Source organism: Microbacterium sp. 20-116 (genome assembly GCF_041079415.1).
GTDB lineage: Bacteria > Actinomycetota > Actinomycetes > Actinomycetales > Microbacteriaceae > Microbacterium.
Genome location: NZ_JBFYGP010000003.1, coordinates 205,441 through 230,826, shown reverse-complemented (window position 1 = coordinate 230,826; position 25,386 = coordinate 205,441). Strand labels below are relative to the sequence as shown.

Below are 25,386 nucleotides of genomic sequence, written 5' to 3'. Positions count from 1 at the left end.
AAGTTCCTCGTTACGTCCTTCGCACGAGGTGACGTGACCACCGCGAGAGGGAGACCATGGCGGGCAATCTCAGCAGCGAAGACCTGGATGCCGCGATCGAGGCGGGAGAGATCGACACGGTCGTCGTCGCCTTCCCCGACGCGCAGGGCCGGCTCGTCGGCAAGCGCGTCGCCGCGCGGTTCTGGCGCGACGAAGTCCGCGGCCACGGCGCGGAGGCGTGCAACTACCTGCTCTCGGTCGATGTCGACCTCAACACCGTCGACGGGTACGCCATGTCGAGCTGGGAGAAGGGCTACGGCGACATGCTGCTCGTGCCCGACCTCGACACCCTGCGCACGATCCCCTGGCAGCCCGGGACCGCGCTCGTCTTCGCCGACCTCGCGTGGGGAGATCGTGCGCACGTCGCACAGTCGCCCCGCGGCATCCTGACCGCGCAGCGCGCTCGTCTCGCCGAGCGCGGACTCACCGCCTACGCCGGGACGGAGTTGGAGTTCATCGTCTTCGACGACTCGTTCCGCGACGCCTGGGCGAAGGGCTACACGGGACTGACCCCCTCCACCGACTACAACGTCGACTACAACCTGCTCGCCACGACGCGGCTCGAGCCCCTGCTGCGCGACATCCGTCTCGGCATGGACGGCGCGGGCATGTACTGCGAGGGCGTGAAGGGCGAGTGCAACTTCGGCCAGCAGGAGATCGCGTTTCGCTACGCCGAGGCGCTCGAGACCGCCGACAACCACACCCTGTACAAGAACGGCGCGAAAGAGATCGCCGACCGACACGGCAAGTCGCTGACCTTCATGGCCAAGTTCAACGAGCGCGAGGGCAATAGCTGCCACATCCACCTCTCCGTGCGCGGCGATGACGGTGCGGCGGTGATGGCCGGCGACGGGGAGCACGGGTTCAGCCCCCTGATGGGGCACTGGATCGCCGGCATCCTGAGCACTCTCCGCGAGTTCACGCTGCTGTACGCCCCCACGATCAACTCCTACAAGCGCTACGCGAAGGGCTCCTTCGCTCCGACCGGGGTGGCGTGGGGCGTCGACAACCGCACGTGCGCCCTGCGCGTGGTGGGCCACGGGTCGTCGCTGCGCGTCGAGAACCGCGTGCCCGGGGGAGACGTGAACCCGTACCTGGCGATCTCGGCGATCATCGCGGGAGGCCTGCACGGCATCGAGAACGAGCTCGAACTGCCCGCCCCGCTCACCGGCAACGCCTACGCCGCCGGCGTCGACACCCTGCCGACGACGCTCCGCGAGGCGGCCCATCTCTTCTCGGAGTCCAGGATCGCCCGCGCGGCCTTCGGCGACGAGGTCGTCGAGCACTATCTGAACCAGGCGCGTATCGAGGTCGAGGCCTACGACGCCGCCGTGACGGACTGGGAGCGGGTGCGTGGTTTCGAGCGTCTCTGATCCGACCCGTACGCCCGTGGTCGGACTCACGACCTACCTCGAGCGCGCGAAACAGGGCGTGTGGGACGTCCGTGCGTCGTTCCTCCCGCAGCAGTACTTCGATGCCGTGACGGGCTCGGGCGCCACCGCCGTGCTGTTGCCGCCCCAACCGCGACCCGAGCAGGCCGCGGCGACGGTGCTCGACGGGCTCGACGGGCTGATCCTCACGGGCGGCCTCGACGTGCAGCCCGAGCTGTACGGGGTGGAGCGTCACCCGCTCACCGACCCCGCTCGTGCCGACCGGGACGAGTGGGAGATCGCGCTGCTCGCGGGGGCACGAGAGCGCGGCATCCCCGTCTTCGGGATCTGCCGCGGTCTGCAGCTCATCAATGTCGCGATGGGCGGCACCCTGCACCAGCATCTGCCCGAAGCGCTCGGCACCGAGAGGTACCGGATCGGCGGGGGCGTGTTCGCCGAGAACACCGTGGAGGTGGATGCCGAGACCCGGCTCGCCGGTCTCGTCGGCGCCGGCCCCCTCACCGTCCACAGCTACCACCACCAGGGCGTGGACCGGGTCGCCGAGGGCCTGCGGGTCACCGCACGCACCGACGACGGTCTCGTCCAGGCCGTCGAGACCGTCGGCGACGACTACCTCGTCGCCGTGCAGTGGCATCCCGAGGAGAACGCCGAGGATCGGCGACTGTTCCTCGGACTCGTCGCCGCGGCGGCGGCCCATCGTGCGTCCCGAGCAGAGGCCGAACCGGCCGTGCCCGCATCGTCCGCCCCCGCCCCCACCTCCTCCGCGCACCAGGGAGTCCCCGCATGAGCACCTTCACCGTCATCGACCCCTCGACCGGGTCGCCCATCACCACGCTCGAACGCGCAGAGATCGACGAGGTGGATGCCGCGGTCGCGGCCGCCGTGCGAGCCCAGGGCGCGTGGGCAGCCCTCGCTCCCGTCGCCCGTGCCGACGCGCTGAGGGCCTTCGCACGGGTCGTCGAGGCGCACGTCGAGGAGCTCGCGGCGCTCGAGGTGAAGAACTCGGGCCACCCGATCGGCTCGGCCCGCTGGGAGGCGCAGCACGTCGCGCAGGTGCTCAACTACTACGCCGGGGCGCCGGAACGCCTGATCGGCTCGCAGATCCCGGTCGCCGGCGGACTCGATGTGACCTACCACGAGCCCTACGGCGTGGTCGGGATCATCGTGCCGTGGAACTTCCCCATGACGATCGCGGCGTGGGGCTTCGCCCCGGCGCTCGCCGCGGGCAACGCCGTCGTGCTCAAGCCCGCCGAGCTGACCCCGCTCACCGCGATCCGCCTGGGCGAACTCGCTCTCGAAGCCGGGCTGCCGGAGGGGCTGTTCCAGGTGATCGTCGGCTCGGGCTCGGTCGTGGGCCAGCGCTTCGTCTCACACCCCGACGTGCACAAGGTCGTCTTCACCGGCTCGACCGAGGTCGGCACCGAGGTCGCCGCGGGCTGCGCGCGGATGCTCAAGCCCGTGACCCTCGAACTCGGCGGCAAGAGCGCGAACATCGTCTTCGCCGACGCCGATCTCGAGAAGGCCGCCGCGGGCGTCCCCGGCTCGGTGTTCGACAACGCCGGGCAGGATTGCTGCGCGCGCAGCCGTCTGCTCGTGGAGCGCCGCGTCTTCGACCGCTTCCTCGAGATGCTCGAACCCGCCGTGACCGCGTGGAGAGTCGGCGACCCCACGAGCGAAGACACTCAGATGGGCCCGCTCATCTCGGCATCCCACCGCTCCACCGTGCAGGGCTTCCTCGATGGAGTCGATGTCGCCTTCCGCGGTGCGGCGCCCGAGGGTGAGGGCTTCTGGTTCGCGCCGGCCGTCGTGCTCGCGCAGCCCGGCGACCGCATCGCGCGCGACGAAGTCTTCGGACCCGTGCTGGCCGTGCTGCCCTTCGACGACGAAGCGGATGCCATCCGTCTCGCCAACGACACCGCCTACGGTCTCGCGGGCTCGATCTGGACCGAGAGCCTGGGGCGCGGCATCCGGGTCTCGCGCGGCGTGCGCAGCGGCGTGCTCTCGGTGAACTCGCACTCGTCGGTGCGGTACGCCACCCCCTTCGGCGGCATGAAGGCCTCGGGCCTCGGTCGCGAGCTCGGACCGGATGCCGCCGAGCACTTCACCGAGGTGAAGAACGTGTTCTACGCCACCGACTGACGACCTCCATGCCCCCTCTCTCTCACGAGACGTCCCACTTCGTGCTGTCGAGGCCACCCTTAAGCGGCCGCACGTGGGACGCGGTACTGCTCGAAAGGAACCACCACCCATGACCATCGACCTCACCCAGCGTCTGCGCGACCGCGTCGCCATCGTCACCGGAGGGGCCAGCGGGATCGGCCTCGCCACCGCTCGCCGCTTCGCCGCCGAGGGGGCCCGCGTTGTGATCGCCGATCTCGACGAGACCACCGGCACGGCCGCCGCCACCGAGGTGGGCGGTGTCTTCCGGCAGGTGAACGTCGCTGACGAAGCATCGGTGAACGCCCTCTTCGACGGCGTGGCCGCTGACCTCGGCAGCGTCGACATCGCCTTCAACAACGCCGGCATCTCGCCCGCCGACGACGACTCGATCGAGACGACCGAGCTGCCCGCGTGGGACCGGGTGCAAGACGTCAACCTCAAGAGCGTGTACCTCTGCTCGCGGGCGGCGCTGCGGCACATGGTGCCCGCGGGCAGGGGTTCGATCATCAACACGGCGTCGTTCGTGGCGCTGCTGGGGTCGGCCACCTCGCAGATCTCGTACACGGCGTCGAAGGGCGGCGTGCTCGCGATGACCCGCGAACTCGGCGTGCAGTTCGCGCGTCAGGGTATCCGCGTGAACGCCCTCTGCCCCGGACCGGTGAACACCCCGCTCCTGCAGGAACTGTTCGCGAAAGACCCCGAGCGTGCGCAGCGTCGACTCGTGCACGTGCCGATGGGCCGCTTCGCAGAGCCGGAGGAGATGGCCGCGAGCGTGGCGTTCCTGGCATCCGATGACGCGTCCTTCATCACCGCGACGGCGTTCGTGGTCGACGGGGGTATCACCAACGCCTACGTCACGCCCCTGTGAACCGGTGACGTGACAGGCTGAGGGAGTGACAGACGCGCCGCTCGACGACCTGCGCCGGGCCGTGTACCGTCCCGTGCGCAGCGGCAACGCGCTCGAGGACACCACGGCGCGCATCGTGCAGACCGTGCGGCTCGGGCTCGTCGCACCGGGGGAGTCGCTTCCCGCGGAGCGCGAGCTCGCCGCGCTGTACGGGGTGAGTCGCGACACCGTCCGCGAGGCACTCAAGGAGCTGTCGGATGCCGGGTGGCTCGAGACGCGACGCGGTCGCTACGGCGGCACCTTCGTCGTCGACCCCGTGCCCCGGCCCTCGCAGCCGGCGGTCGTGTCGGCCGCCGAGCTCTCCGACGTCATCGCGCTGCGGGGCGTCCTCGAACCCGGGGCGGCGTGGGCGGCGGCCGCACGGTCGCTGTCGGCGGACGAGCGGGACGTGCTGTGGGCACGGCACGAAGCGGCCGCGCTCGCCGACGGGGAGGACTACCGCCGGCTCGACACCCTCCTGCACCTGACGATCGCGGAGTTCGCCGGCATCCCGTCTCTCGTTCCCCTCGTGGCCGACAACCGCGCGCGCGTGAACGCCTGGCTCGACACGTTCCCCCTGCTGCCGCGCAACATCGAGCACTCCACCTCGCAGCACGCCGCGGTGGTCTCGGCGATCCTCGCCGGGAGGCCGGATGCCGCCCACGCGGCCATGCGCGATCATCTCGCGGGATCCGAGGCGCTGCTGCGGGGGTTCTTAGCGTAGGGCTCTCGCGGAGTGCGGTGCGGGGGTGCAGATCGCGGGGCGCAGCGCGCGCCGCGGGTGGAAGGTCGCCCGGCGGGGCGCGAGATCGCGAGGCGGGGCGGCGGTACCGAGCGGCGAACGATGCGGCCCGGGCGTTCGATCCTCCGGTCGGGGATTCTCCCGTCGTCAGGCTTCGCGCGGGCGTGCGCGGCGCCGCGCGGATAGGCTCGGAGGATGGCAGCGGGCAAGAAGCGCAAGGGGAAGAAGCTCGACGTGGACTTCAAGAACACCGCGCTCACCGATGCCCTGCAGACCCAGGACATGGCGGCGATCGCCTTCGCCCTGCGTCACGGACCGACGGTCGTGCCGCTGATGACCCCGGGCGACGCCGACAACCCGCTCAGCGTCGGCGAGGTGTGGACCTACCGCGATCCGAACACGGGGCAGCTCGCGCTGCTGCTTTTCAGTGATGCGGCGCACAAGCCCGAGAGCCTGCCTCCCCACGTGGCTCTGCAGTCGCCGCAGTGGCTGCGGACGTTCCTCGGAACGCATCAGGATGCCATCACCACGGTGTTCATCGACATCGCGGGGCCCCACCCGATCCAGGCGTCGCCGGCCGACCTGATCGCCGCTCTCGACGCCTGAGACGCCCCCACGCGCGGGCTCGCACTGCCCACGCCGCGGGGGAGGTCTGGTCTGTCGTCGAGTGTCCAAAACACCCGGAGTGTTTCGAATTTCGTCCGGGTGTTTTGGACACTCGAACGACGGATGGGGCGCTGGCGCGGGGCGAAACGGCCCGGGGTGAGGGGCGCAACTCGCGCGGGTGAAGAACGCGTGCAAGACTCGAAGCCATGGAGTACCTGATCGCCGGTGCCGTGTGCGCCGCCGGACTTGTCATCCCCGCGGTCCTGGGAATGACCTCGCCGCACCGCCGCCGTCGCTCCGCGCCTCCCGGTCGCTGATCACGCAGCCTCTGCGCGAATGCGACCCGTGTGCCGTGTGCGTATGGGATGCGCCGGGGCGATCGACGCTCGCTGAACGCGCCGGGTACGTCGATCACGCCGGTCGTTCCATCGCGACCGGGGCGACAGGGTGCAGCAACCCGATCGGTCAGGCCGACGTTGCCCCGCGTCAGAACCCCGGCACTCGATCGTGCAGGCCGAGGCTGCCCCGCGTCAGAACCCTGGTACTCGATCGTGCAGGCCGACGCTGCCCCGCGTCAGAACCCTGGTTCGCTGTCGTCGCGCGGTGCCCCGCGCACCTGCAGCTCGTTGAGGGCTTGAGCGAGCTTGCGGGATGAGGAGTCGAGCACCGTGTGATACCCGAGCCGCTTTGCCTCGGATGCGCGCTGCGCGGCCTGCGTGACGTTGCGGATCTCGCCGGTGAGGGTCAGCTCGCCGATTGCGGCGAGGCGTTTCGAGACCTTGCGGTTCTTGACGGCGTTGGCCACGGCGATCGCGATCGCGAGGTCGGCGGCCGGTTCGACCAGGCGCACTCCGCCGACGGTGGAGACGTAGACATCGCGGTCGGAGAGCGTCAGACCCATGCGGCTCTCGAGGACCGCGAGCACCATGGCGACCCGCGAAGAATCGACGCCGTTGACGATACGCCGAGGGTTCGGGGCGGTCTGCCGCACGGCGAGTGCCTGGATCTCGACGGGGAGAGCGCGACGGCCCTCCATCGCGATGGTGACGCACGTGCCGGGCTCGGGCTCGCCGTGGCCGAGGAACAGCGCGCTGGGGTCGGCGACCTCGGCGATGCCGGTGCCGGTCATATCGAAGCAGCCAACCTCGTCGGTCGGGCCGAAGCGGTTCTTGAGGGCCCGCACGAAGCGGAGCGAGGTCTGCCGGTCGCCCTCGAAGTGGCAGACGACGTCGACCAGGTGTTCGAGGATTCGCGGACCCGCGATCGAGCCGTCCTTGGTCACGTGTCCGACGAGGATCACGGGCAGCCCTCGCTCCTTCGCGACGCGAATGAGAGCGGATGCCACCTCTCGCACCTGCGCCGGCTGGCCCGCCGCGCCGTCGCTGTGTGCCGACGACACCGTCTGCACGGAGTCGACGATGAGCAGCCCCGGCTCGACCTGGTCGATGTGGCCGAGGATCGTGGCGAGGTCGGTCTCGGCCGCGAGGAAGAGCTCGTCATGCAGGGCGCCGGTGCGCTCGGCGCGAAGGCGCACCTGCGCCGCGGACTCCTCACCGCTGGCGTAGAGCACGCGTCGGCCCGCGCGTGCGCTCTGGGCGGCGACCTCGAGGAGCAGGGTGGACTTGCCGACGCCAGGCTCGCCGCTCAGCAGGATCGCGGCACCGGGCACGATGCCGCCGCCCAGCACGCGGTCGAACTCGCCCACTCCGCTCGTGCGGCGCGGGGCGTCCTGCGTGTCGATCTCGGTGATGCGGCGGGCAGCGCGGGCGGCCCCGGGCGCGACGGGCGCGATCGATCGAACGATTCCGGTCTGCTCGGCGGCCTCGACCACCGTGCCCCACGACTGGCACTCGCCGCAGCGGCCGACCCACTTCAGCGTCGTCCACCCGCACTCGGTGCACCGGTACGGGGCGGGGGCTGCAGCGGGACGTCGGGATGCCATGTGCTCAGGCTACGTGGGAGCTCCGACATCGCCGCGTCGGGGTCCCGGCATCCGGGATCTGCTCAGTCGCGGAGCGACTCCGTGACCGTCGTCAGCGCGTTGGCGGAGCGGCGCAGCAGCGTCAGCTCGGCGTCGGAGAACGGGGTGCCCGTCAGGGGCACGGCGCCGCGGGCAGACACGATCGAGGGGACCGACAGTGCCATGCCGTCGATGCCGCGGAAGTCCTGCAGCACCGTGCTGACCGGCAGGATCGCGTGCTCATCGCGCAGGATCGCCTCGACGATCCGGGCGCTCGACAGGCCGATGGCGTAGTTCGTCGCGCCCTTGCCCCTGATGACCTTGTAGGCGGCGTCGCGCACGTCGACGGCGATGGCATCCAACTGCTCGCGATCGAAACGCGTGCCGTCGGGAAGCTCGAACTCGGTGATCGGCACCGAACCGATCGTGGCGGTCGACCACAGGGGGAACTCGGTGTCGCCGTGCTCGCCGACGATCCAGGCGTGCACGCTCGAGGTCGCGACGCCGGCGCGCTGAGCCAGTTTCCAGCGCAGGCGCGAGGTGTCGAGCACGGTGCCCGAGGCGAAGATGCGCCGGCTGGGGAGGCCGGTCGCCTCTTGGGCCAGGACCGTCAGCACGTCGCACGGGTTCGTCACGATCACGTAGATCGCGTTCGGCGCGACCTCGAGGAGCTTGGGCATCATGTCGCGGACGATCGCGGCGTTCGTCGCTGCGAGCTCGGTGCGGGTCTGGCCCGGGTTCTGCTTCGCACCCGCGGTGACGACGACCACGTGGGAGCCCTCGGCGACCGACACGTCGCTGCCGCCCGTGATGTCGCTCGAGCCGGTGAACTGCGTGCCGTGGGCGAGGTCGAGCACCTCGGCCTCGACCTTCTCGGCCGCGATGTCGTAGAGCGCGACGTGCCGCGCCGACCCGCGGATGAGGGCGGCGTACGCGACGCTCGCGCCCACGCTTCCTGCTCCTACGACCGTCAGCTTCGAGTTCTCGATCACGCTCATGGCTCGATCCTGGCAGCGGGGGACGGCGGCCTCCACCGCGGTCGTTCGACGGTGGATGAACGGATGCGTGGGGTCGCGGTACGTGCGGAGGGGGTAGGCGTAACTCCTGAGTTCTCGGGTGGTGCGGCGCGGTGCGCGCCGCGCCGGGACCCGGAGGTTCCGGGGTCCGTAGGCCCCCGCGGGGTCGGGCCCCTCGCCTGCGGGGTCAGTTCTCAGGAGTTCGGCACGCGTCGACCGGAAGCCGCGGTGACTGGTGTCGGCCGCCGATTCGCGGCATCCGGTCTTCTGTCGTAAGCTATTCGGCGGTGACGTGTCCGAGCGGCCGAAGGTGCAACACTCGAAATGTTGTGTAGGTTCACCCCTACCGTGGGTTCAAATCCCACCGTCACCGCCACTACGAAGGCCCCGAGTCTCCCGGAAACGCAGGGATTCGGGGCTTTTGTTTTGCACTGTCGACCATCAGCGGTAACGCTGCGGTAACTGGATCGCGAAGACCGCCCACCGGGGCTGGGGCCACTGTCCTGTTGGTCGCCGGTGGAAAGTTCAGACCAGCCGCAGTGGCGGTGGGGTGGCCACTCGCGCGCACCGGGCCAACTCAGCCCTAGCTAGCCTGTGGCCATGTCCTCGGCACGAATTCCTCCGCCGCGTGAATCAGGGATGTCCCCCCCCGGCCTCGCCCGCACTGCCGGTGTGGCCGGCGGGTACTCATTCCTGAAGGTTGTCGCCGAAGGCGCCATCGTCCGCGAACTGCAGCGCCTCGCCGAAGAGTTCAATGGGGGAGAAGCCTTCCCACCCAACACGGAGAAGTTCCGCGCCGATCGTCCATCGGCAGCTGGCGGTACGCGATACTTGTTCGAGGCGTCACGGGGAATGAGCGCTGAGGTGGGCCGTCGGCCAGGAGCCTCTCACTGGGAACCTGCGCGCCCCGGCACTGTGCTCGTTCAGCTCGCCGGCGTCATCGCCGTGGGGGAGCACCCGCCCGGCTTCGAGGAGTATCCCACGCAGGAAGTGCGCGAGCTGTATGTCAGCTGTTGGATCGCACAAGGCTTCACCGCCGCGCTCGAGGTGCAGTCGTTGGTCACCGCGGGCATCCACGACGCGGTCATCGCCGCTGACGCGGTCCAGGCCGGAACGTCAGGAGGGGACCGATCATCACACCGAGGAACGCCGCGTAGACCAGACCCGTCACGAAACCGACGGTGACGGCCGTCGGCCAGGAGAACCCGACACGCGGAACGAGCCACCACGCGATCGCCGCTCCGATCGTCGCGGCCGAGAGCTGCATCAGCGGCCACATCGCAGCAGCGTCCGGGGCGCCGATGTAGGCGACGGCGAGGATGCCGCACCCCAGCGCGGCGACGGCGGCGGGGCCGACCGCGGAAAAGCGGGTCCGTGCTGGCGCCGATACGTCGAGGGCCGCGAGCGGGGGCACGGCCACCAGGGCGAGGATGGTGATGCCGTGGGCCATGGCCATCGTGCCGTCGAGGGCGCCCGGCGACCACGACTGGCCACTTAAGGCGTACACCGCCCCGAGAACCCCTCCCAGGGCGGCCACGACGGCGAGCGGACGGGGCGCCCGGCGTCCACGCGCGCGCCCGGGGGTCGGTGACGAGCGTGAGGGGCGGTGGCGACGACGGCGCCACGGAGCGCCCCTTCATCGCGAGGACGGTCGCGGCCAGCGCACCGGCACCGGTCGTCACCGGACTGAGGGTGGCGAGGCTGATCAGCGGAGCGAGCGTCGCTTCTCCCATTCCGCCGATGACGACGCGTCCGATGAGCGGCAGCCGGGCGCGGCGGAGGATCGGCTCGACGATCACCGCGATGCTCACTCCGCCTGCCCCGGCCGCCGCAGCGAAGAGCGGTGTTCAAGCTTCCGCGAGCCGGGGAGCGGCAAGCCCGGCGTCCGCCGCATCGAACCAAGGGACCATGACATGGCGGTCAGACCGTTCAGCGTCCAGGCGATAGAGCTCGCAATGACGACGGCGAGGGCGGGGCCGTCGGACAAGAGGCCGCGCAGTCATAGCACGGCGACGAGCGACCATGACGCGAGCGGGGGAGTGACCGTGCTCGGAAGGAGACCCAGGATGCCGGGGGCGGAGCTCATCGTAGCTAGCACGCCGGCCACGACGGAGAGCGCCGCGGCGGAGAAAGCCGACAGCGCCACGAAGCGGCGGTCGAGGCGCGCGGCCGTACCGTGTACGGCGGCGTCCCGGATCTCTGCCCGACTCGTGGCCGCACGGTTCTCCTCGTGGGCGACGTCGAGAAGCGTGGAGACGAGGATCTCACCGTGTCGTCGACGCCATTGCCGGGGGTACCAACGCAGAAGTCGCCCCCTCACGAATTGATCAACACGATCATGAGGGTCGGGCCATCTCGTCGGGGAAACGTTCGCTGTCATTTGTCCTCCTCGGGGGCTCCGTCTCCGGGCCCCATCGAACATGGAAGACGGAATGTCGACTCAGTTACGACGGGACGCTGTCAGATTCGACCGAAGATCCTCAGCCAGCGAAGATCGGGAGGGGACGGTCAGCACACCAAACGGATACCTTCCTCGCGGAGGTTGTCCTGGCACGCGGCCCGCAGGGTCGTGGTCACCTCACGCGTTGAAATCGTCCCGGCGAAAGATAGTTGTGAATCGGCCTGACTTTCGTTCCTATCGGGAGCCTTGTCCGGCAGGTGCTGGTTGGCCTGATTCTTGGTCAGCGTAGTACGCGGTTTCGACCTCGACTGGGGTGCGCATGTCGAGCTCGCCATGGAGCCGCTGGTTGTTCCACCACCGCACCCATTCCGGGGTCGCAGGTTCGACCTGTTCGACCGTCCGCCAGGGGCCGCGCTGACAGATGAGCTCGGTCTTGTAGAGGTTGTTGATCGCCTCGGCGACGCAACGTATGCGAACCCGGACCACGTCGCGACGTAAGTTACGTCGCAGACCCAGAGTCGCCGCGGCGCTGGTGCGGTGAATCGACGGTTCACGAGATCACCGGCAGCGCGATCGTCTTGTCCGGGCGGGTGGTGAACACGCGCTTGGACGTGCGGACGCCGCGAACTCCGGCGAGGCGCATGAGGCGTTCGGTCTGGTCCCGACCGATGTCCCACCCTTGCCGGCGCATCAGCGCATGCATCTTCCGTCGCCCGTAGACGCCGTAGTTCTCCGCATGCGACCTGGCCACTTCCGGGACGAGGAGTTCGTCCCCCAGTTGCCGGGCCGACGGGCCACGCCCGACTGCGGCGCGATACCCGCGCGCGGTGAGGAAGCCCTGAACCGCCGGGCGCAACACCCGGCAGATGAGCTCGACCCCGAAACGATCCTGATACTCGTTGATGAACCGGACCATCACGGTCAGGGGCGGTCGAGCTCCTTCGCTAAAAACACGCTCGCAGCCTTGAGAATCTCATTCGCCTTCCGCAACTCCGAAACCTCCTTCTTGAGCTGCTTGATGCGCTGCGCTGCCTCGGTCGTGACCCCACGCTTAGCGCCCGCATCCACCTCCGCTTGACGGTGCCATAACCGCAACGTTTCCGGACTCATCCCCAACAGCCCCGCCACATGCCGCGCGGCACTCATCAACGTCGCGTGCGACGGCCGTGTCTTCGCGAGCATCCGCAACGCCCGCTCACGCATCTCCGGCGAGTACTTCCTGTTCATCGTCTTCCATCCTTGCTTGAAGAACGGAACGAAAGTCAGGCCAATTCACGCCTTACATTGGAGCCAATCTCCCCGGACCTCGCCCGGCGCATCGTCGCTCGGCAGGAACAGCCCGGTGACAACTGGCACCGCGAGTATCCCTTCGCGGATGAGCTGGGCCCGTTGACGTCTCTCGCTGCCGCGGAACCGACTGATGACCCCTTCGCCATGTACCTCGTGCGGAGGGCGGACGACGGGTGCGCTGTAGGCGGTTTCGGGTTTTTCGGACCTCCGGATGAGCAGACGAACGGTTCCTATGTCGCGCTTCTGACATAACGTCGAGTATCGGCAGGGAACCGCTCCGTTTCCGACGAGAATCGATGGATACGTCAGGCTCCGTTTCCCGCGTCTGCTCGGCGAGTCGAGCGCCGCCGTCGGGCCGGAGAAGAGTCCTTACGAAACGACAGATTGCCCGGCCTCGCGACTACGACAGGTGAGGCAGCGGGATCTAGCTATCTGGACTTTCCGAGATGTGGTCATCGGTGGCCTTTCGTAACTCGATCAGCAGCGCTGAGAATTCAGCAAGGAACGCAGGAGAGTGCGCGGCGAGAATCGAGTCGAGGCGTCGCCCGAGCGGCTCGAAGAAATCATCCGCGAGTCGTTGCACCTCAGGCGTCGAGTGCAGGGTCACGATCCGGCGATCCGCCTGTATGCGGCTGCGGGTGACGTGGCCGACCGCTTCGAGTCGGTTCAGCAGGGTCGAGGTGGCGCCAAAACTGAGACCGATCTGATCGCTCAGCTTCGCCGGCGAGAGCGGTGTGCCGCGTTCTTCGGCGCTGAGGATTTCGATCATCGCCGTCGCATCGGTGGAGTGCAGCCCGGCGTGAGAGGCGAAGGCCCGAGCGACCCGTGTGTAGGTCTCACCGTAGACACGGAGTGCCTCTGTGACCGGGACGGGAACAGGGTCTAGGTCGCCAGAAGTGTCGTGGTCGCCCACGTTGGCCTCCCATCCTGATGTGCCGCGGTCGGACTTGCAGATTATCACTCCATCAAGCTATTCTTTCGTCGAATCATTTGATCATCAAAGTATCTGAGGAGATGCGCGATGGCCCTGTCCGAGAACGCACGTCGATGGGTCGGTCTGGTTGCCGTAGCCCTGGGTGTCGCCCTGATCGTCGTCGACACGACGATCGTCAACGTCATCACCCCCTCGGTGATCAACGATCTGAACATCGACTCAAGCCAGGCTCAGTGGATCCAAGAGTCGTATGCGATCGTCTTCGCCGCACTGCTGTTGGTCGTAGGACGTATCTCCGACCTCCGCGGCGCGAAGACCGTCTTCCTTGTCGGCGTCGTCGTCTTCGGCCTCACAAGTCTGCTCGCGGGCCTCGCTCCCACGGGCGAGATCTTGATCCTCGCCCGCTTTCTGCAGGGCATCGGAGCCGCCGCGGTATTGCCGACCTCGCTCGCGTTGCTGAATGCGATGTTCACGGGTGCGGCGCGCGGCAGAGCTTTCGCTGTCTGGGGTTCGACGATCGGCGCCGCCACGGCGCTCGGACCCGTGCTCGGCGGCTGGCTATCCGAGCACGTCTCGTGGCGGTGGGCGTTCGGCATCAATATCCCGTTGACGATCGTCATTGTCGTCATCGGTGCACTATTCCTCTCCCAGTCCGCTCGCTCGCGCGGCGGTGTCGACGGTCTCGGCGCCGCCCTCTCTGTCATCGGGCTCGGCCTGCTCGCCTTCGGGGTCGTCGAGGGCCGTGTCTATGGATGGGTCGTCAGTAAGAGTGCGTCCGACCTGTTCGGCTGGCGCTGGGATTCCGGTCTATCGCCCGCCTTTGTCGCACTCGTCGCCGCGGTGCTGGTGCTCGCCCTGTTCGTGTGGCGGCAGGTGCGGCTCAGCCGCTCAGACAGCCGCCACCAGCCGCTCATGGACACGCGGCTGTTCTCGATCGCGTCATTCCGCAACGGCAACATCGCCACCCTCATCATCGGGCTCGGCGAATTCGGCATCATCGCGGTGCTTCCCCTCTGGCTGCAGTTCACCCTCGGCTACTCGCCCCTGCAAGCAGGCCTCGCGCTCGTTCCAATCGCAATCGGTAGCTTCGTCGCCAGCGGCATCAGCTTCCCCTTCTCGAACCGCGTCAGTGCGCTGACCTTCGTGAGACTCGGGCTGATCCTCGAGGTGCTCGGTCTCGCAGGCCTCGGCCTCGTCGCCGCTCTCACCGACGCGTCGTGGCTGCTGATCGCGGTCATTCTCTTCTTCTACGGGGTGGGCGTCGGCTTCGCGACCGCACAGGTCACCAACGTCGTGCTCGCCGACGTGCCCACCGAGGGCGGCGGCCAGAGTTCGGGCATCCAGAGCACCTTCCGTCAGCTCGGCTCGGCGCTCGGGATCGCGGCACTCACGACCGTCTTCTTCTCGTCCCTGGGCACCACGCTCCAGGGCAAACTCGAAGCCAGCGGACTGGCCCCTTCCGACGCGAAAGGCTTCGCAGATGCGGTGACCGACAGCGCCGGTGCGGCGATCGAGCCGATCGGTCAAGTTCCGGGCCTCGACTACGTCGCCGACCTGGCACGCCAGTCGATGACGGATGCCGTGGCGTTCGGCGCCTTCCTCGCCGCCGGGTTCCTAGTCGTTGGCGTCATTGCCACCTACCTAATCCCGTCGCGCCCAGCGGGCTCCGACACCTCAAACCATACGGAGCGGACAGCAAGCGAGCCATCCGCGTTCACGACGACTACGACAGGGGTGGCACGATGACCGCGCGCCGACGCATCCTCATCAGCGGCGCAAGCATCGCGGGGCCTGCACTGGCCTATTGGATGAACCGCGCGGGGTGGGAAGTCACTGTCGTCGAGCGGGCACCCGAGCTCCGCACGGGCGGGCAGAACATCGACATCCGCGGCGCCGGCCGCGAGGTCGCGCGCCGCATGGGGGTGGAGGAAGAAATCCGGGCGCGGAACACCCACGAGGTAGGAACACAGTTCATCGGGACGCGCGGACAGACCGTAGCGAGCTTCCCAGCAGGGCGCGATGACACCGGTGGGGCGACGGCAGAGCTCGAGATTCTCCGCGGCGAACTGTCACGAGTTCTGTTCGACCTCACCAAAGATCACGTCGCCTACCTCTTCGGCACCACGATCCGCTCGCTCGACGAGCGTCGCACCAACATACAGGTCACGTTCGACGACGGAACTGAAGAGCGGTTCGACCTCGTCGTGATCGCCGAGGGAATGCGTTCTCGTACGCGTCGACTAATCTTTCCTGGCACCGATCTGGTTGTCTCGAAGAACATGTCAACGGCATACCTGACAATTCCCCGGACGCCCGACGACACCGACTGGTGGCGGTGGTATTCCGCCACCGGTGGGCGGAGCATCACCCTGCGCCCCGACAACCTCGGTACAATCCGCGCCACGCTTTCCTACCCGACCCGTGGTGACGAGGGCGCTGCCACAGACGACGACCCGAGTCATGTGCGCGCCGCGCTGCGCGAGCGATTTGCCGATGCCGGGTGGCAGGCTCCGCGCGTGCTGCGCGAGATGGCGCACGCAGATGAGCTGTATCTCGATCGAGTCGGTCAGGTGCACCTCGACACATGGCACCACGGTAGGGTCGCGCTCGTCGGCGACGCCGCCTACTGCGCGTCTCCACTCAGCGGCATGGGTACGACCCTCTCGCTCGTAGGTGCCTACGTCCTAGCCGGTGAACTCGGGCGCGGCATAGATATTGAGACAGCTTTACAGCGCTATGAAGAAATCCTCCGCCCGTTCGTCACGCGGGCACAAGATCTCCCACCAGGCGCCCCGCGACTTGCGAACCCCCGTTCTCTCGCCGGAAGAGCAATCTTTCATGGCGTGATGCGAGCGGCAGCGTCACGCGTCGGGCGGCGTCTGACCGCGGGGCTGTTCCGTCCCCCCGCCGACGCGTTCAAGTTGCCCGACTACGAGTGATCAGTGTGCCAGCCCCGCTAGACCACGGTTCGATACTGGTGTGACCTCAAAGCCCACCTTGGATAGCGAACCGTTGCGACGACACGGAGCTGTAGATCAGCAAGGCGGGTCGACAGGACACAGCCTTCGTAGCCACCTGGGACCGGTCCCATGGCGCGTAGAATTTATTGATGCCCGACCATATTCTCGGCGCGCTGCGCTCGAGCCCGACACTGGCGCTTTTGAGCCTTGGGCGGGAGTGGAAACGCCGATTTGCGTCCGATCTGACGTCCCTCGAGCTGACACCCCGTCAATTCGCCGTTCTGTGCGATCTGTGGGAGTCGCCAGGCCTGTCCATAAGCGACGTCGGGCGCTCGCACGGCGTGTCCGTCCAAAGTGCACATTCCATCGTTGCAGGCCTTAAGCAACGCGGCTTGGTGGTCGCCGAACAGCACCGTCCGGGAGCATCAGCGAACCTCTTGCTCACTGAGGGAGGATTGGCCCTGCTCCGGCAGGCAGCCGCTGTGGCGCAGCAGCTCGATGCGCAATTCACGCAGCTCCATCCCTCCATGTCACCCGCTTTGTTTCGCGCCGTTCAGATTGAGGAAGATTTGCGTTAGCGCAGGGGGGTTCAGGTAGGTTGATGGTGACGCCATACCTTCAGTCAACCTGAGGAGAAAGACGTGCGGTACGAACGTGCTCATTCGCTGCTCCAGCGGGGCGTCGCGTTCCCCCGTGGTTCCGTAGGCGCATGCCATGGTTGATAGTCGCACTGAACTTTCCAACTGGCTCACCCAGACCTACGTCACGCTCGCTGACGAAATTCGGCGAAATCTCCGGCGCAATGGTGCCTCGCGCTCGGACGCTGACGACGTTACGTCGGCTGCATTTGCGCTTCTTCTTTCGTTCGACGAAGAGCGGCTTTCTCAGATTGAGAATAGGCGCGCCTACTTGCACGCGATGGCGCGGAACTTGCACGCTCAGGCGGTTGCGGAGCAGCGGCGGACATTGACCGGTTTCAACGACGAACTTGATGTCCCGGTCGACTCCGCTGAGCTGTTGCGGGTGGAGGACGGTCAGTTGCGTCAAACTGCTGCGAGAGCGTTTGCTGCGCTGAGTTCTGTGCAGCAACGGTACCTCTTCGCCGCAACTGTTCAGGGTTCCTCTGCGCGCGAGATTGCCGAGGCGGAGGGGATCTCGGTTACGAATGCCACGACTCTGCTGTCTCGCGCCAGGAGAGACCTACGCGTGGCGTATGTCGCGGAACTCCTCTCGGCTACACCGCCGCCATGCGGGTTTGATGTTCCCACTCTTGCCCGGGTGATCATGGGCACCGCTGGAGCTCGGGCGCGCCGTGCCTATGACGCACACGTCATCGACTGCCCTTCATGCCCCCCGCTGGTGAGCACGATCCGCCAGGACCTGGGCCGCGGTGGTGCGACACTCATACTCGCCATCGTGCTGGGGGGCATCGGAACAGGCCTAACCATCGTCGGGGACGCCCCCTCGGCAAACGCGCAATCGAAAACTTCTCCGCGGCGCATGCTGGCAACATTGGCGGGCCTTCTTACGGCGGTCGCCCTCGGCGCGGTTGCTCTCTCCGGTGTCCCTGAACCCGCTCCCCGTCCCGAACCCGTTCCCATGACGCCGGGAGCGTCGGCACCACTAACGGGGACGCTTGCTGCTCAAGTACCCTCGGCGGTCCCCCTCCCCGCGCCGGGTGAGACGATCCAATGGGCGGCCGAGGTGACATCGGCGTCTGAGGGGACCCGCTACCTCTTCGCGAGCACCTGGATGCAGGACGTGTCGTCCGCCGACACCGCTCCACCCTCACTGGCTCTGACCATGCGATGGGGCGCCGGACAGGTAACCCTTCCTCACGTCGAAACGCGCCGATCAGGAATCACATATCTCGGGCCGATCAACCCGGGCGAGACGTTGGCAATTCATCACGACGTCACCCGTGGTGTCACGGACACAGATCAGCACGCAAATGTCACACTCGGGACAATTTTCTGGGTGGCGGACACAGCACCCTCCGGGATCGCAGTCGGGGGCACGACGGATCGACCGGATGAGCTCGCGGCGACCGGAACGGACGGCGCCGTGCTTGCTTTGACAGCGCTCGGTGGCGCGGTGGCGCTTTTGGTCGGTTCACGCCTCACACGTTCCGCGCCCGTGTTGCGCAAACCGCCCTGCGAGTAATCGGGCCATCGGAAAAATTTTTCCTCAAACGGTGTGACAAAGCTGCTGTCGGCAGCACACACAGACGGCACCAGGAGCGGGAACTCGACGCTCACGGGCCTCATTCATCACGCGCGCTTCGGCGTGCCAAAAGTAGGGAAACCGCATGAACACCACACAGCTTTCGCGCGGCAAGAAGCGCGCCGTCCTCGCCGTCGGAACGCTCCTCGCAGCCGGCGCGCTGACGACCGCCGCAGCGTTCACCGACTTCGCCAACCTGAACCTGGGCAACGGCACCAACGATTCCGGCGTGGGCGGCAACAACCGCTTCAACATCCAGGTCGTCGGCACCGACGCGAACGGCAACCCCGTCCCCGGGACCTGGCAGGAAGCAAACACCGCAGAAGGTGTCAACATCAACGTCCCCGGTGCTGACCTGCTCACGCCCGGCGACACTGTCTCTGTCGACATCCCCTTCCGTAACGAGTCGCCCGCACTGAGCGCCGATATGGCCTTCAGCCTGCAGGACCGCCCTGGTCGCACCTCCGGCGCGGAGATTGCTACTGCACTGCGCTACACGGTTTCGCTGAATGGAACTGCCCTGGTGACGAACGTCACCCAGGCCGCCGTCGACAACCTCGACCTCGGCGTCTACGCCACCGGCGCCACGGGCACGCTGAACGTTTCGATCTCCCTTCCCGACCAGGGCAGCGAAGCCGCAAACAACGCCCTCCAGGGTCAGGTCTCCTACGTCCAGGCCCACTTCGACGGTACTTCCGTCAAGCCGTAACCACAGACCGCGGTGCCCGGCCCACGGCTCTGGGCCGGGCACCGCACCAACGAGGGGCCGTCCGCACCTACGAGGTAACACCACCACGGCGCTCTCCCCCGAACTCGTGGGAATCAACCACCTCGCCCGGGCGACCCCTCCTCTCAACGGCTCAGAAGGCGCAAATGAAGACACGTATGACAGGCCAAATGAGGCTAGTTCTAAGCCTCGGAGCACTGGGCATGGCAGGCCTCACGGTCACGGCCGCGGCCCTCAGCGACAGCGCAACCGTTCTGGTGCAGATGGACAGCTCTCAGAACCGTTTCGACCTCGACGTGGCAGGAAACTACTCAAGTGAGGCCTCGACGTGGGAGCCCACGGCAGACTCCTGGCAGCAGGGAAACCCCGATGCCTACCGTCTGCCCATCGGGCCCGGCCAATCCAACGTGATGTCCCCGGGGTCAAGCATCTCTGGGCGGATCGCGGTGAGGAACAACTCGCCACGGCTCGCAGGCCTCATCGAACTAAGCATCCTCGATCCTCAGGCTCGCGGCGACGTCACTGACCCTCAGACGGGCAACTTCCAGGAGCTGTTCGAGCAACTCATCTTCACAGTCAAGGACGGGGACACGGTCATCTTTGACCATGTCCCCGCAACCCAGCTCTCTCCTTTCGCGTGGAACGCAGCCCTTCCAGCAGGAGGCATCCGCGTGCTCGACGTCCGTATCGAAATGTCACCCGATGCAGACAACCGGTGGCAAATGGCCTCCACGGACGTTCAATTCAACTTCTCCGGGGTGACACCATGACCAGAATCCCCACCACCCGGAGCGGCCGGCGTCGAGTGATCCTCAGTCTCGGAATTCTTTGCGCACTCGGCGTCGCCGCCACGTCCGCGGCCTTCACCGACCACGCAACCCTGAACTTCGGAACGGGGACACCCGGTTCCGGTGTCGGAAACCCCAACCGCTTCGACATTGCCATCAAAGATGCCTCAGGAAACCTGCAAGATGCCGCTACTCCAACCGCGGCCGTAGTCCTGCCCCTCACCACCGGAACCGCACTTTCCGAAAGCTCGCCCGTACGTCTCGACGTGCGCTTTGAGAACCGCAATCCCGGTGTCCCCGGTGACCTTCTCCTTCAGGTGTTCGACCCCGACGACACCGGGGAAGGCGATCTGTTCCACAACCTGCGGTTCACCATCTACATCAACGGATCGAGCACTCCCGCCGTTACCGGAGCCACGGCGGACCAACTAAATGCTGCTGCCGTCACCGCCCCCAACGTCGCTCCTGGTGACGGCGTCGACGTCAGGTACGACATCCTCATCGCTCCCGGAACAGGCGTGGCTTCCCTGGGGAAGACCACGCAAATCGGCGCTAGCGCGAAGGGAACAAGCCGATGAGATTCCCGAAAGCAGCCGCATTCGCACTCGCCCTCATCATGGTTCTCACGCCAGTCGGCGCCGCGGCCGCCGCAGGGCGGCTGATCGAAGCGGATCCCAGCGTGATCGCCCTCGACGCACCCGGCCCCGGACAATCCCGGGCATGGGAAATGTCAGTCAGAAGCGTGACCGACCAAACCGTGCCGCTCACCCTGTCTGTCACAGGAGAATCGGCACAACTATTCGACGGCCCAACGCCACTGCAACTAGACCTGAAAGACCCCCGCAACGGAACGGTGGTGTTCTCCGGGCCCGTCGCCAACGTGCTCGGTTCCAGCATCACTCTCCCAAACCTCGCGGGGAGGAGCAATTACGCGCTCGAAGGCTCGGTGACTCTGCCGGCATCCGCAGACAATCGCTACCAGAACGCGAGCGGCAACCTCATACTCACCTTCCACGCGGAAAGTACCACCGCCGCGCCCTCACAGCTTGCGATCACCGGCAGCAACCTCACTACTGGCCTCCTTCTCCTCCTTGGAGTCCCCCTGGTGCTTTGCGGTGCAATCATTCTGATTGCCCGCAGAAAGAGAAACCAATGACCTCTTCTCTGCGAATGAAAACACGTCTCACGGTGGCGACAGTAGGCGTACTGGGAGCCGCAGCCATCGTTGCCAGCGTCGGCGTCACGACCTCCGCATATGTGGACTCCACCTACGCCCGCACCGACTCGTTGTCGGTCCAGGCCGTCGCACCATTCCAGCCAGGCCTCGCCCGAAACTCACGTATGGTCGACACCGGAATCGCGCTCGGCAACAACGGAAACGTATACGTGTGGGGGCTCACAGGCCTGGCCATCAACGGTGGAGCGGGGAACCCCGGAGGTCAGCGCGCTCCTCAACAGGTTCCGCTGCCCGGCGGCCAGATCAAGCAGATCGCCTCTGGTATTTACAACGCGAACGCTCTCGCTGCAGATGGCACGGTTTACGGTTGGGGCCTTTATCCACAGCGGGACGGCACCGACGCATCAAAACCAAACGACAACCCCCGCCAAATACGTATCGGCACCGCATGGACGGGGACCGGTCCAGTACTCGATCAGATCTTGTCAATCTCTTCCACAGAAAACGCTGGCGCCGGCATTCGCGCAGACGGATCCATCTGGAATTGGGGTGAACCTGTCGGGTACGGGGGGAACTCAGGCCCCGGCGCATCTAAAGTCGCCGGCCTTCCGGACCCTTCGGTAGCCGGAAACCGGCCGGTCTACCTCAAAGGTGCGTACACGAACTTTTTCACCATCCTCGAGAACGGCGATGTGTACTACTGGGGTGGCGCTGGCTCCAACAGCCTCCCCCCCGGCACAGCTCAGTCCACGAACGCCGCCCTCGTTACCGCGCTGTCCCCGTGGATGAAGAAGAACGTCGCATCCGGCGCCTCGTACATCACGGCGGTCGACGGTGGCATCGGGATGGGAGCAGCGACCTTGTCAAACGGGAATGTGCTCAGCTGGGGCAGTAACGCCTCGCGAACTGGACGCGGCCTGCCGACCAGCCCCGCAATAATCCCGAGCTTGTCGAACATTTCGTCCATGCAGTTCGGCTATACCGGCGCAACTTTCGTCACTCCGGACGGGACCCTATGGGGATACGGCGCCAGTGACGATTACGGACAACTACCCGTCCTCCCTGTTGTCGTGGACACCAACGTCTCACAATTCGCCGCAGGTCAGGGGTACTACCTGTGGCAACGCCAGAACGGAACCTATTGGGGGCGCGGGTACAACCCTCAGGGGGCTATCGGCCTGCCCGTTGGAACCCAAACAGCCAATCGACAGATCAGCTGGGACCTGTCGTTCGCATCGAGATGAGATTCATGAAACAGTTTTCGCCCCCTCGGCGCTACGGTCCTGGCGTACTCGTCGCCGCTGGTGCCCTCACGCTTGGACTGGGAGTCACAGCGGCAGGCGTGACAATGGCCTCCTACAACGACTTCGCCAGCCTGAACCTCGGCGCCGCCGGGATTGGTTATCAGGGTCGTTTCGACATCGGCGTGGTTCTGCCCTCGGGGAGAGTGGAGCAGGCCGACAACGCGTCAGGCTACGACTGGGTCGTGCCCGAGGCGGAAACGCTCGTTCCCGGCCGGTCCGTGACAACGACCATCCCCGTGTTCAATAACACCGAATCGCTGGGGGCAGACACCACTTTTCAGGTCGTCCTCCGCAACACGGACGGCTCTGTCTCGCCAAGCATTCCCAATATAACCTCGCACCTTCGGTTCACCGCAGCTGTGGACGGAGACGTCGTCTTCGAAAATGTTTCATGGGCAGATGCGCGAGGCCAAGTCGGGGTTCTTTCTGCACGGCAACAAGCTCCCCTCGCCGAAGGCGACAACTACGTCGCCGCCCGGCCAGAATCGGCTCGCGACCTCACCCTTACAATCACCTACGTCGACGGACCTGGAACTGAGGCGCTCAATGGTGGCCAATCAGCCTTGGCGGTGAAGTTCAATGCAGCATCGGTCAAGCCCTAGCTCCGAGGCCAAGGTCGAGACCAGGCGGAGCAGGAGAGCTTCGTCGGCCGATAAATGGCTCAGGGCATATGCGTTGTTGCGGTCCGGGTTTCTTACCGCGGCGGCTGTTCTCGGCGCCGGTTGCATCGTCGCGTTCGCGGTTGCGCTCATCTTGGGTATTCGACCCGTCGTCGTTATATCCGGGTCGATGGAACCGGAGCTCTCCGTTGGGTCCGCCGTGTTCGTCAGGCCCGTGCCCGCAAGCGACGTCTCCGTAGGGGACATCGTCACGGTAGAGCGACCCCGGAACCTGGGCCTGGTAACGCACCGGGTTGTAAACATTCAATCCGCAGCAGGCGGTACAACACTCGAACTCAAAGGTGACGCGAACGCTCAGCCCGACCCCGAGCCGTACACGGTTACGACAGCCGGACTATACGTCGCTCACGTGCCAGGGCTTGGTTACATCACCCTCTTCCTTCAGTCGCCGCAGGGCCTTCTGGCTGGCGCCGGAATGGTCGTAGTGATGGTCTCTATCTTTTTCCTAGATCCGGGACGCCTCGGCACTCTGCGGACAGCGCCGACAAGGAGGCCGTGAGCGTCACGATGAGCGTCGACCGAGATCAGGCACCTACCGCGGAGCGGTAGACGGGGCGCCCTGACCGCGTTTCACGGTCGTGATCGGCTCGGGGGACTGGTGGCCGTGGCTGCACATGGCGAACGCTCCACTCTCGGGGTCGACCAGCCGCGGCATGTGGTGGTCGAGCACGTCGCGCAGGAACGTGTGCAAGTCGGCGTTCTCGGCGCCGGTCATTTCCCCCCAGACGTCCGCGATCGCCGCGAGGCGGGTCACGGCGTCAGGATGCTCGCGCCACTCGACACACCACACGGTGCGCTTGCCGAGGCTGCTGTTCGCCGGCACGGTCGCGGCGGTGGTTTTTTCACGAGACTTGTTTTCGTGAGATACCTGAACACGGCCATCAAGTCGCGCGGCGCTTGGATCACGCTGTCGCCTTTTACCGCGTTCGGTACTGCTGCGTTCCTCGATCTGACATCCGCGGCCGCCCTACTCGTCCCGTCAGCCCGGGCGGCCCCGACCTCCCAGGCTCGGAGGACGTCGAGCGCTGAGAGCTCCACGGCACTCGGACGAGAAGCGCACGCGTCCGTATGTGAAGGGGCTGGCGCTGCCGGTCCACGGAGCAATGGCCGCGCCCGCTTTGCAGGAAGCACCGGCGCGCGGGTGTGGACCGTGTCAGTGCCGCGGTGCGTCGACACGTTGACCTCGTCATCCACGGGATGCAAGGGGCCGAACCGGCGCCTCCGGGCGCGCCGAGACGTGCCTCATGGCCCGCCGTCGGCCACCGGTGTCGCGGTATCCTCGAGAGGCGGTGCGCAGCCTGTCCGCCGGGGGAGCGGCGCCACGCCACCCTTCGAAAACCACCCCGCCAGGAGAGCAAATGGGCCGAGTCGTCTACCAGAAGCGACACCTCTCCGGGATCGAAGGTCGGATGCTCTCGCACCTTCGTATCGAGGCGCAGATGGTGCACGCGGCCGTCGGGCTCCAGGGGCTCCTTCTCGATTCGGACAGAGTATGACCGCCCCGCAGCGCCCCTCGCAGACGACTGTCGCCGAGTGGGTCGCGCGCTTCGTGGCGACGGGTGTCCCCGCGCTCGGTGATCCGCTCGTCCTGCCCCAGGACGACGAGGAGAACGCCGACGCCTTCATCGTCCTCGTCCATCTGCGGCACGCGCCCGCCGCCGTGTACCTGCAGCTCGACGAGAGCATGCGGTGGGCGGCCACCCTCACCGAGCGGCCCAACGATCTCACCGGCACATCGCTCGACCTCATCGCCCTCGGCGCCGAAGTCGGAGCGGCCGGTCAGCTGTGCGCATACCTGCAGCAACGGACCGACGCTCAACTGGCGCCGTCCTCCTGATTCTCGAACCTCAGGGCAGGCCCCGACTCCCGCAGAAATGCGGGATTCGGGGCCTTCTTTTTATTCGGTCGACTATGCGCGGTGACACTGCGGCAACCGGCTCGAGGAGACGGCGTACCAAGATGGGCCGCGATTCGGTCTCTCCGTCGCCGGGGGGTCACGTCAGGTCATTCCCACTTATGTCGGGCGTGTAAACAATGCGCCGCGAGGAAAAAAATATCTGAAAAAATCCTTCACATCGTGCTTCACTAAGGGCATTCCGTCC

The 25,386-nt window shown here is 66.7% G+C and carries 24 protein-coding genes, 1 tRNA gene and 1 pseudogene; 19 read left to right on the top strand and 7 right to left on the bottom strand.

Going from position 1 to position 25,386, the window contains the following annotated elements; translation table 11 throughout:
• Window positions 1–56: 56 nt before the first annotated feature.
• From AB6V29_RS08460 to AB6V29_RS08435, 6 genes are all read left to right on the top strand, one after another.
• A complete protein-coding gene (locus AB6V29_RS08460; RefSeq protein ID WP_369358013.1) occupies window positions 57–1,412 on the top strand; it encodes a glutamine synthetase family protein in 1,356 nt (451 codons plus the stop codon).
• Entirely contained in the window at window positions 1,393–2,217 is an 825-nt protein-coding gene (locus tag AB6V29_RS08455) for a gamma-glutamyl-gamma-aminobutyrate hydrolase family protein (RefSeq protein ID WP_369358012.1), read from the top strand. Before AB6V29_RS08460 ends, AB6V29_RS08455 begins: the two co-directional genes overlap by 20 nt.
• A complete protein-coding gene (locus AB6V29_RS08450) occupies window positions 2,214–3,569 on the top strand; it encodes an aldehyde dehydrogenase (RefSeq protein ID WP_369358011.1) in 1,356 nt (451 codons plus the stop codon). Before AB6V29_RS08455 ends, AB6V29_RS08450 begins: the two co-directional genes overlap by 4 nt.
• A gap of 109 nt (window positions 3,570–3,678) precedes the next feature.
• On the top strand, window positions 3,679–4,458 hold the full coding sequence (locus AB6V29_RS08445; protein WP_267789307.1) for a 3-oxoacyl-ACP reductase: 780 nt from the start codon (window positions 3,679–3,681) through the stop codon (window positions 4,456–4,458).
• A gap of 25 nt (window positions 4,459–4,483) precedes the next feature.
• Complete coding sequence (locus tag AB6V29_RS08440; RefSeq protein ID WP_369358009.1) at window positions 4,484–5,200, top strand: FadR/GntR family transcriptional regulator; 717 nt, start codon at window positions 4,484–4,486, stop codon at window positions 5,198–5,200.
• A gap of 213 nt (window positions 5,201–5,413) precedes the next feature.
• On the top strand, window positions 5,414–5,824 hold the full coding sequence (locus AB6V29_RS08435; RefSeq protein ID WP_210072413.1) for a dehydrogenase: 411 nt from the start codon (window positions 5,414–5,416) through the stop codon (window positions 5,822–5,824).
• Between the two features lie 574 nt (window positions 5,825–6,398).
• On the opposite strand, the gene radA is transcribed toward AB6V29_RS08435, so the two are convergent.
• Together radA and AB6V29_RS08425 are read right to left on the bottom strand one after the other, a co-directional pair.
• The gene (gene radA / locus AB6V29_RS08430; protein WP_369358007.1) at window positions 6,399–7,766 is read right to left on the bottom strand and encodes a DNA repair protein RadA; all 1,368 of its coding nucleotides are present in this window, start codon (window positions 7,764–7,766) and stop codon (window positions 6,399–6,401) included.
• 62 nt (window positions 7,767–7,828) lie between these two features.
• On the bottom strand, window positions 7,829–8,782 hold the full coding sequence (locus tag AB6V29_RS08425) for an L-lactate dehydrogenase (protein ID WP_369358005.1): 954 nt from the start codon (window positions 8,780–8,782) through the stop codon (window positions 7,829–7,831).
• Window positions 8,783–9,086: 304 nt separating this feature from the next.
• Between AB6V29_RS08425 and AB6V29_RS08420 the strand changes: the two genes are divergently transcribed.
• Window positions 9,087–9,176, top strand: a tRNA-Ser gene (locus AB6V29_RS08420).
• Between the two features lie 708 nt (window positions 9,177–9,884).
• Here AB6V29_RS08420 and AB6V29_RS08415 read toward each other — a convergent pair.
• From AB6V29_RS08415 to AB6V29_RS08400, 4 genes and pseudogenes are all read right to left on the bottom strand, one after another.
• A complete protein-coding gene (locus AB6V29_RS08415; protein WP_267789309.1) occupies window positions 9,885–10,337 on the bottom strand; it encodes a hypothetical protein in 453 nt (150 codons plus the stop codon).
• A gap of 462 nt (window positions 10,338–10,799) precedes the next feature.
• Complete coding sequence (locus tag AB6V29_RS08410; protein WP_267789310.1) at window positions 10,800–11,120, bottom strand: hypothetical protein; 321 nt, start codon at window positions 11,118–11,120, stop codon at window positions 10,800–10,802.
• 315 nt (window positions 11,121–11,435) lie between these two features.
• Window positions 11,436–12,428: pseudogene (locus AB6V29_RS08405) on the bottom strand (IS3 family transposase).
• A 487-nt stretch (window positions 12,429–12,915) separates the two neighbouring features.
• Window positions 12,916–13,404 carry a MarR family winged helix-turn-helix transcriptional regulator gene (locus AB6V29_RS08400; RefSeq protein WP_369358003.1) on the bottom strand — a complete coding sequence of 163 codons (489 nt, stop codon included), beginning with the start codon at window positions 13,402–13,404 and terminating at the stop codon, window positions 12,916–12,918.
• 108 nt (window positions 13,405–13,512) lie between these two features.
• Between AB6V29_RS08400 and AB6V29_RS08395 the strand changes: the two genes are divergently transcribed.
• The 11 genes from AB6V29_RS08395 (at window position 13,513) to AB6V29_RS08345 (ending at window position 23,783) form a co-directional block, all read left to right on the top strand.
• On the top strand, window positions 13,513–15,171 hold the full coding sequence (locus AB6V29_RS08395) for a DHA2 family efflux MFS transporter permease subunit (protein WP_267789312.1): 1,659 nt from the start codon (window positions 13,513–13,515) through the stop codon (window positions 15,169–15,171).
• Window positions 15,168–16,364, top strand: coding sequence for an FAD-dependent monooxygenase (locus AB6V29_RS08390; RefSeq protein WP_369358000.1), 1,197 nt, complete (start codon window positions 15,168–15,170; stop codon window positions 16,362–16,364). Before AB6V29_RS08395 ends, AB6V29_RS08390 begins: the two co-directional genes overlap by 4 nt.
• A 170-nt stretch (window positions 16,365–16,534) precedes the next feature.
• Window positions 16,535–16,963, top strand: a complete 429-nt coding sequence (locus AB6V29_RS08385) for a MarR family winged helix-turn-helix transcriptional regulator (protein ID WP_267789314.1) — start codon at window positions 16,535–16,537, stop codon at window positions 16,961–16,963.
• Between the two features lie 136 nt (window positions 16,964–17,099).
• Window positions 17,100–18,548 carry an RNA polymerase sigma factor gene (locus AB6V29_RS08380; RefSeq protein WP_369357999.1) on the top strand — a complete coding sequence of 483 codons (1,449 nt, stop codon included), beginning with the start codon at window positions 17,100–17,102 and terminating at the stop codon, window positions 18,546–18,548.
• A gap of 145 nt (window positions 18,549–18,693) precedes the next feature.
• Window positions 18,694–19,317, top strand: coding sequence for a hypothetical protein (locus AB6V29_RS08375; protein WP_115915803.1), 624 nt, complete (start codon window positions 18,694–18,696; stop codon window positions 19,315–19,317).
• Window positions 19,318–19,481: 164 nt separating this feature from the next.
• Complete coding sequence (locus AB6V29_RS08370; RefSeq protein WP_369357998.1) at window positions 19,482–20,105, top strand: hypothetical protein; 624 nt, start codon at window positions 19,482–19,484, stop codon at window positions 20,103–20,105.
• Window positions 20,102–20,701, top strand: a complete 600-nt coding sequence (locus tag AB6V29_RS08365) for a hypothetical protein (RefSeq protein ID WP_267789317.1) — start codon at window positions 20,102–20,104, stop codon at window positions 20,699–20,701. The genes AB6V29_RS08370 and AB6V29_RS08365 overlap by 4 nt, the downstream gene beginning before the upstream one ends.
• Window positions 20,698–21,279 (top strand): hypothetical protein, encoded by a 582-nt coding sequence (locus AB6V29_RS08360; RefSeq protein ID WP_267789318.1) that lies wholly within the window; start codon window positions 20,698–20,700, stop codon window positions 21,277–21,279. The genes AB6V29_RS08365 and AB6V29_RS08360 overlap by 4 nt, the downstream gene beginning before the upstream one ends.
• Window positions 21,276–22,544 (top strand): hypothetical protein, encoded by a 1,269-nt coding sequence (locus AB6V29_RS08355; protein ID WP_267789319.1) that lies wholly within the window; start codon window positions 21,276–21,278, stop codon window positions 22,542–22,544. The genes AB6V29_RS08360 and AB6V29_RS08355 overlap by 4 nt, the downstream gene beginning before the upstream one ends.
• 104 nt (window positions 22,545–22,648) lie before the next feature.
• Window positions 22,649–23,206: a hypothetical protein gene (locus AB6V29_RS08350; RefSeq protein ID WP_267789320.1), complete on the top strand. Its 558-nt coding sequence runs from the start codon at window positions 22,649–22,651 to the stop codon at window positions 23,204–23,206.
• Complete coding sequence (locus tag AB6V29_RS08345; protein ID WP_369357995.1) at window positions 23,184–23,783, top strand: signal peptidase I; 600 nt, start codon at window positions 23,184–23,186, stop codon at window positions 23,781–23,783. Before AB6V29_RS08350 ends, AB6V29_RS08345 begins: the two co-directional genes overlap by 23 nt.
• Before the next feature lie 33 nt (window positions 23,784–23,816).
• Here the strand turns inward: AB6V29_RS08345 and AB6V29_RS08340 are convergent, their stop codons facing one another.
• On the bottom strand, window positions 23,817–24,107 hold the full coding sequence (locus AB6V29_RS08340) for a DUF4913 domain-containing protein (protein ID WP_369357993.1): 291 nt from the start codon (window positions 24,105–24,107) through the stop codon (window positions 23,817–23,819).
• Between the two features lie 669 nt (window positions 24,108–24,776).
• Between AB6V29_RS08340 and AB6V29_RS08335 the strand changes: the two genes are divergently transcribed.
• The gene (locus AB6V29_RS08335; protein ID WP_307314884.1) at window positions 24,777–25,121 is read left to right on the top strand and encodes a hypothetical protein; all 345 of its coding nucleotides are present in this window, start codon (window positions 24,777–24,779) and stop codon (window positions 25,119–25,121) included.
• Window positions 25,122–25,386: the final 265 nt, after the last annotated feature.

Bases quoted from the DNA above. Each gene is read 5' to 3' on its own strand.
- AB6V29_RS08450 (WP_369358011.1), top strand. From the start codon at position 2,214: ATGAGCACCTTCACCGTCATCGACCCCTCGACCGGGTCGCCCATCACC.
- radA (WP_369358007.1), bottom strand. From the start codon at position 7,766: ATGGCATCCCGACGTCCCGCTGCAGCCCCCGCCCCGTACCGGTGCACC.
- AB6V29_RS08390 (WP_369358000.1), top strand. From the start codon at position 15,168: ATGACCGCGCGCCGACGCATCCTCATCAGCGGCGCAAGCATCGCGGGG.
- AB6V29_RS08380 (WP_369357999.1), top strand. From the start codon at position 17,100: ATGGTTGATAGTCGCACTGAACTTTCCAACTGGCTCACCCAGACCTAC.
- AB6V29_RS08355 (WP_267789319.1), top strand. From the start codon at position 21,276: ATGACCTCTTCTCTGCGAATGAAAACACGTCTCACGGTGGCGACAGTA.
- AB6V29_RS08360 (WP_267789318.1), top strand. From the start codon at position 20,698: ATGAGATTCCCGAAAGCAGCCGCATTCGCACTCGCCCTCATCATGGTT.
- AB6V29_RS08365 (WP_267789317.1), top strand. From the start codon at position 20,102: ATGACCAGAATCCCCACCACCCGGAGCGGCCGGCGTCGAGTGATCCTC.
- AB6V29_RS08385 (WP_267789314.1), top strand. From the start codon at position 16,535: ATGCCCGACCATATTCTCGGCGCGCTGCGCTCGAGCCCGACACTGGCG.
- AB6V29_RS08435 (WP_210072413.1), top strand. From the start codon at position 5,414: ATGGCAGCGGGCAAGAAGCGCAAGGGGAAGAAGCTCGACGTGGACTTC.
- AB6V29_RS08395 (WP_267789312.1), top strand. From the start codon at position 13,513: ATGGCCCTGTCCGAGAACGCACGTCGATGGGTCGGTCTGGTTGCCGTA.
- AB6V29_RS08460 (WP_369358013.1), top strand. From the start codon at position 57: ATGGCGGGCAATCTCAGCAGCGAAGACCTGGATGCCGCGATCGAGGCG.
- AB6V29_RS08350 (WP_267789320.1), top strand. From the start codon at position 22,649: ATGGCCTCCTACAACGACTTCGCCAGCCTGAACCTCGGCGCCGCCGGG.
- AB6V29_RS08425 (WP_369358005.1), bottom strand. From the start codon at position 8,782: ATGAGCGTGATCGAGAACTCGAAGCTGACGGTCGTAGGAGCAGGAAGC.
- AB6V29_RS08335 (WP_307314884.1), top strand. From the start codon at position 24,777: ATGACCGCCCCGCAGCGCCCCTCGCAGACGACTGTCGCCGAGTGGGTC.
- AB6V29_RS08375 (WP_115915803.1), top strand. From the start codon at position 18,694: ATGAACACCACACAGCTTTCGCGCGGCAAGAAGCGCGCCGTCCTCGCC.
- AB6V29_RS08445 (WP_267789307.1), top strand. From the start codon at position 3,679: ATGACCATCGACCTCACCCAGCGTCTGCGCGACCGCGTCGCCATCGTC.
- AB6V29_RS08370 (WP_369357998.1), top strand. From the start codon at position 19,482: ATGAAGACACGTATGACAGGCCAAATGAGGCTAGTTCTAAGCCTCGGA.
- AB6V29_RS08345 (WP_369357995.1), top strand. From the start codon at position 23,184: ATGCAGCATCGGTCAAGCCCTAGCTCCGAGGCCAAGGTCGAGACCAGG.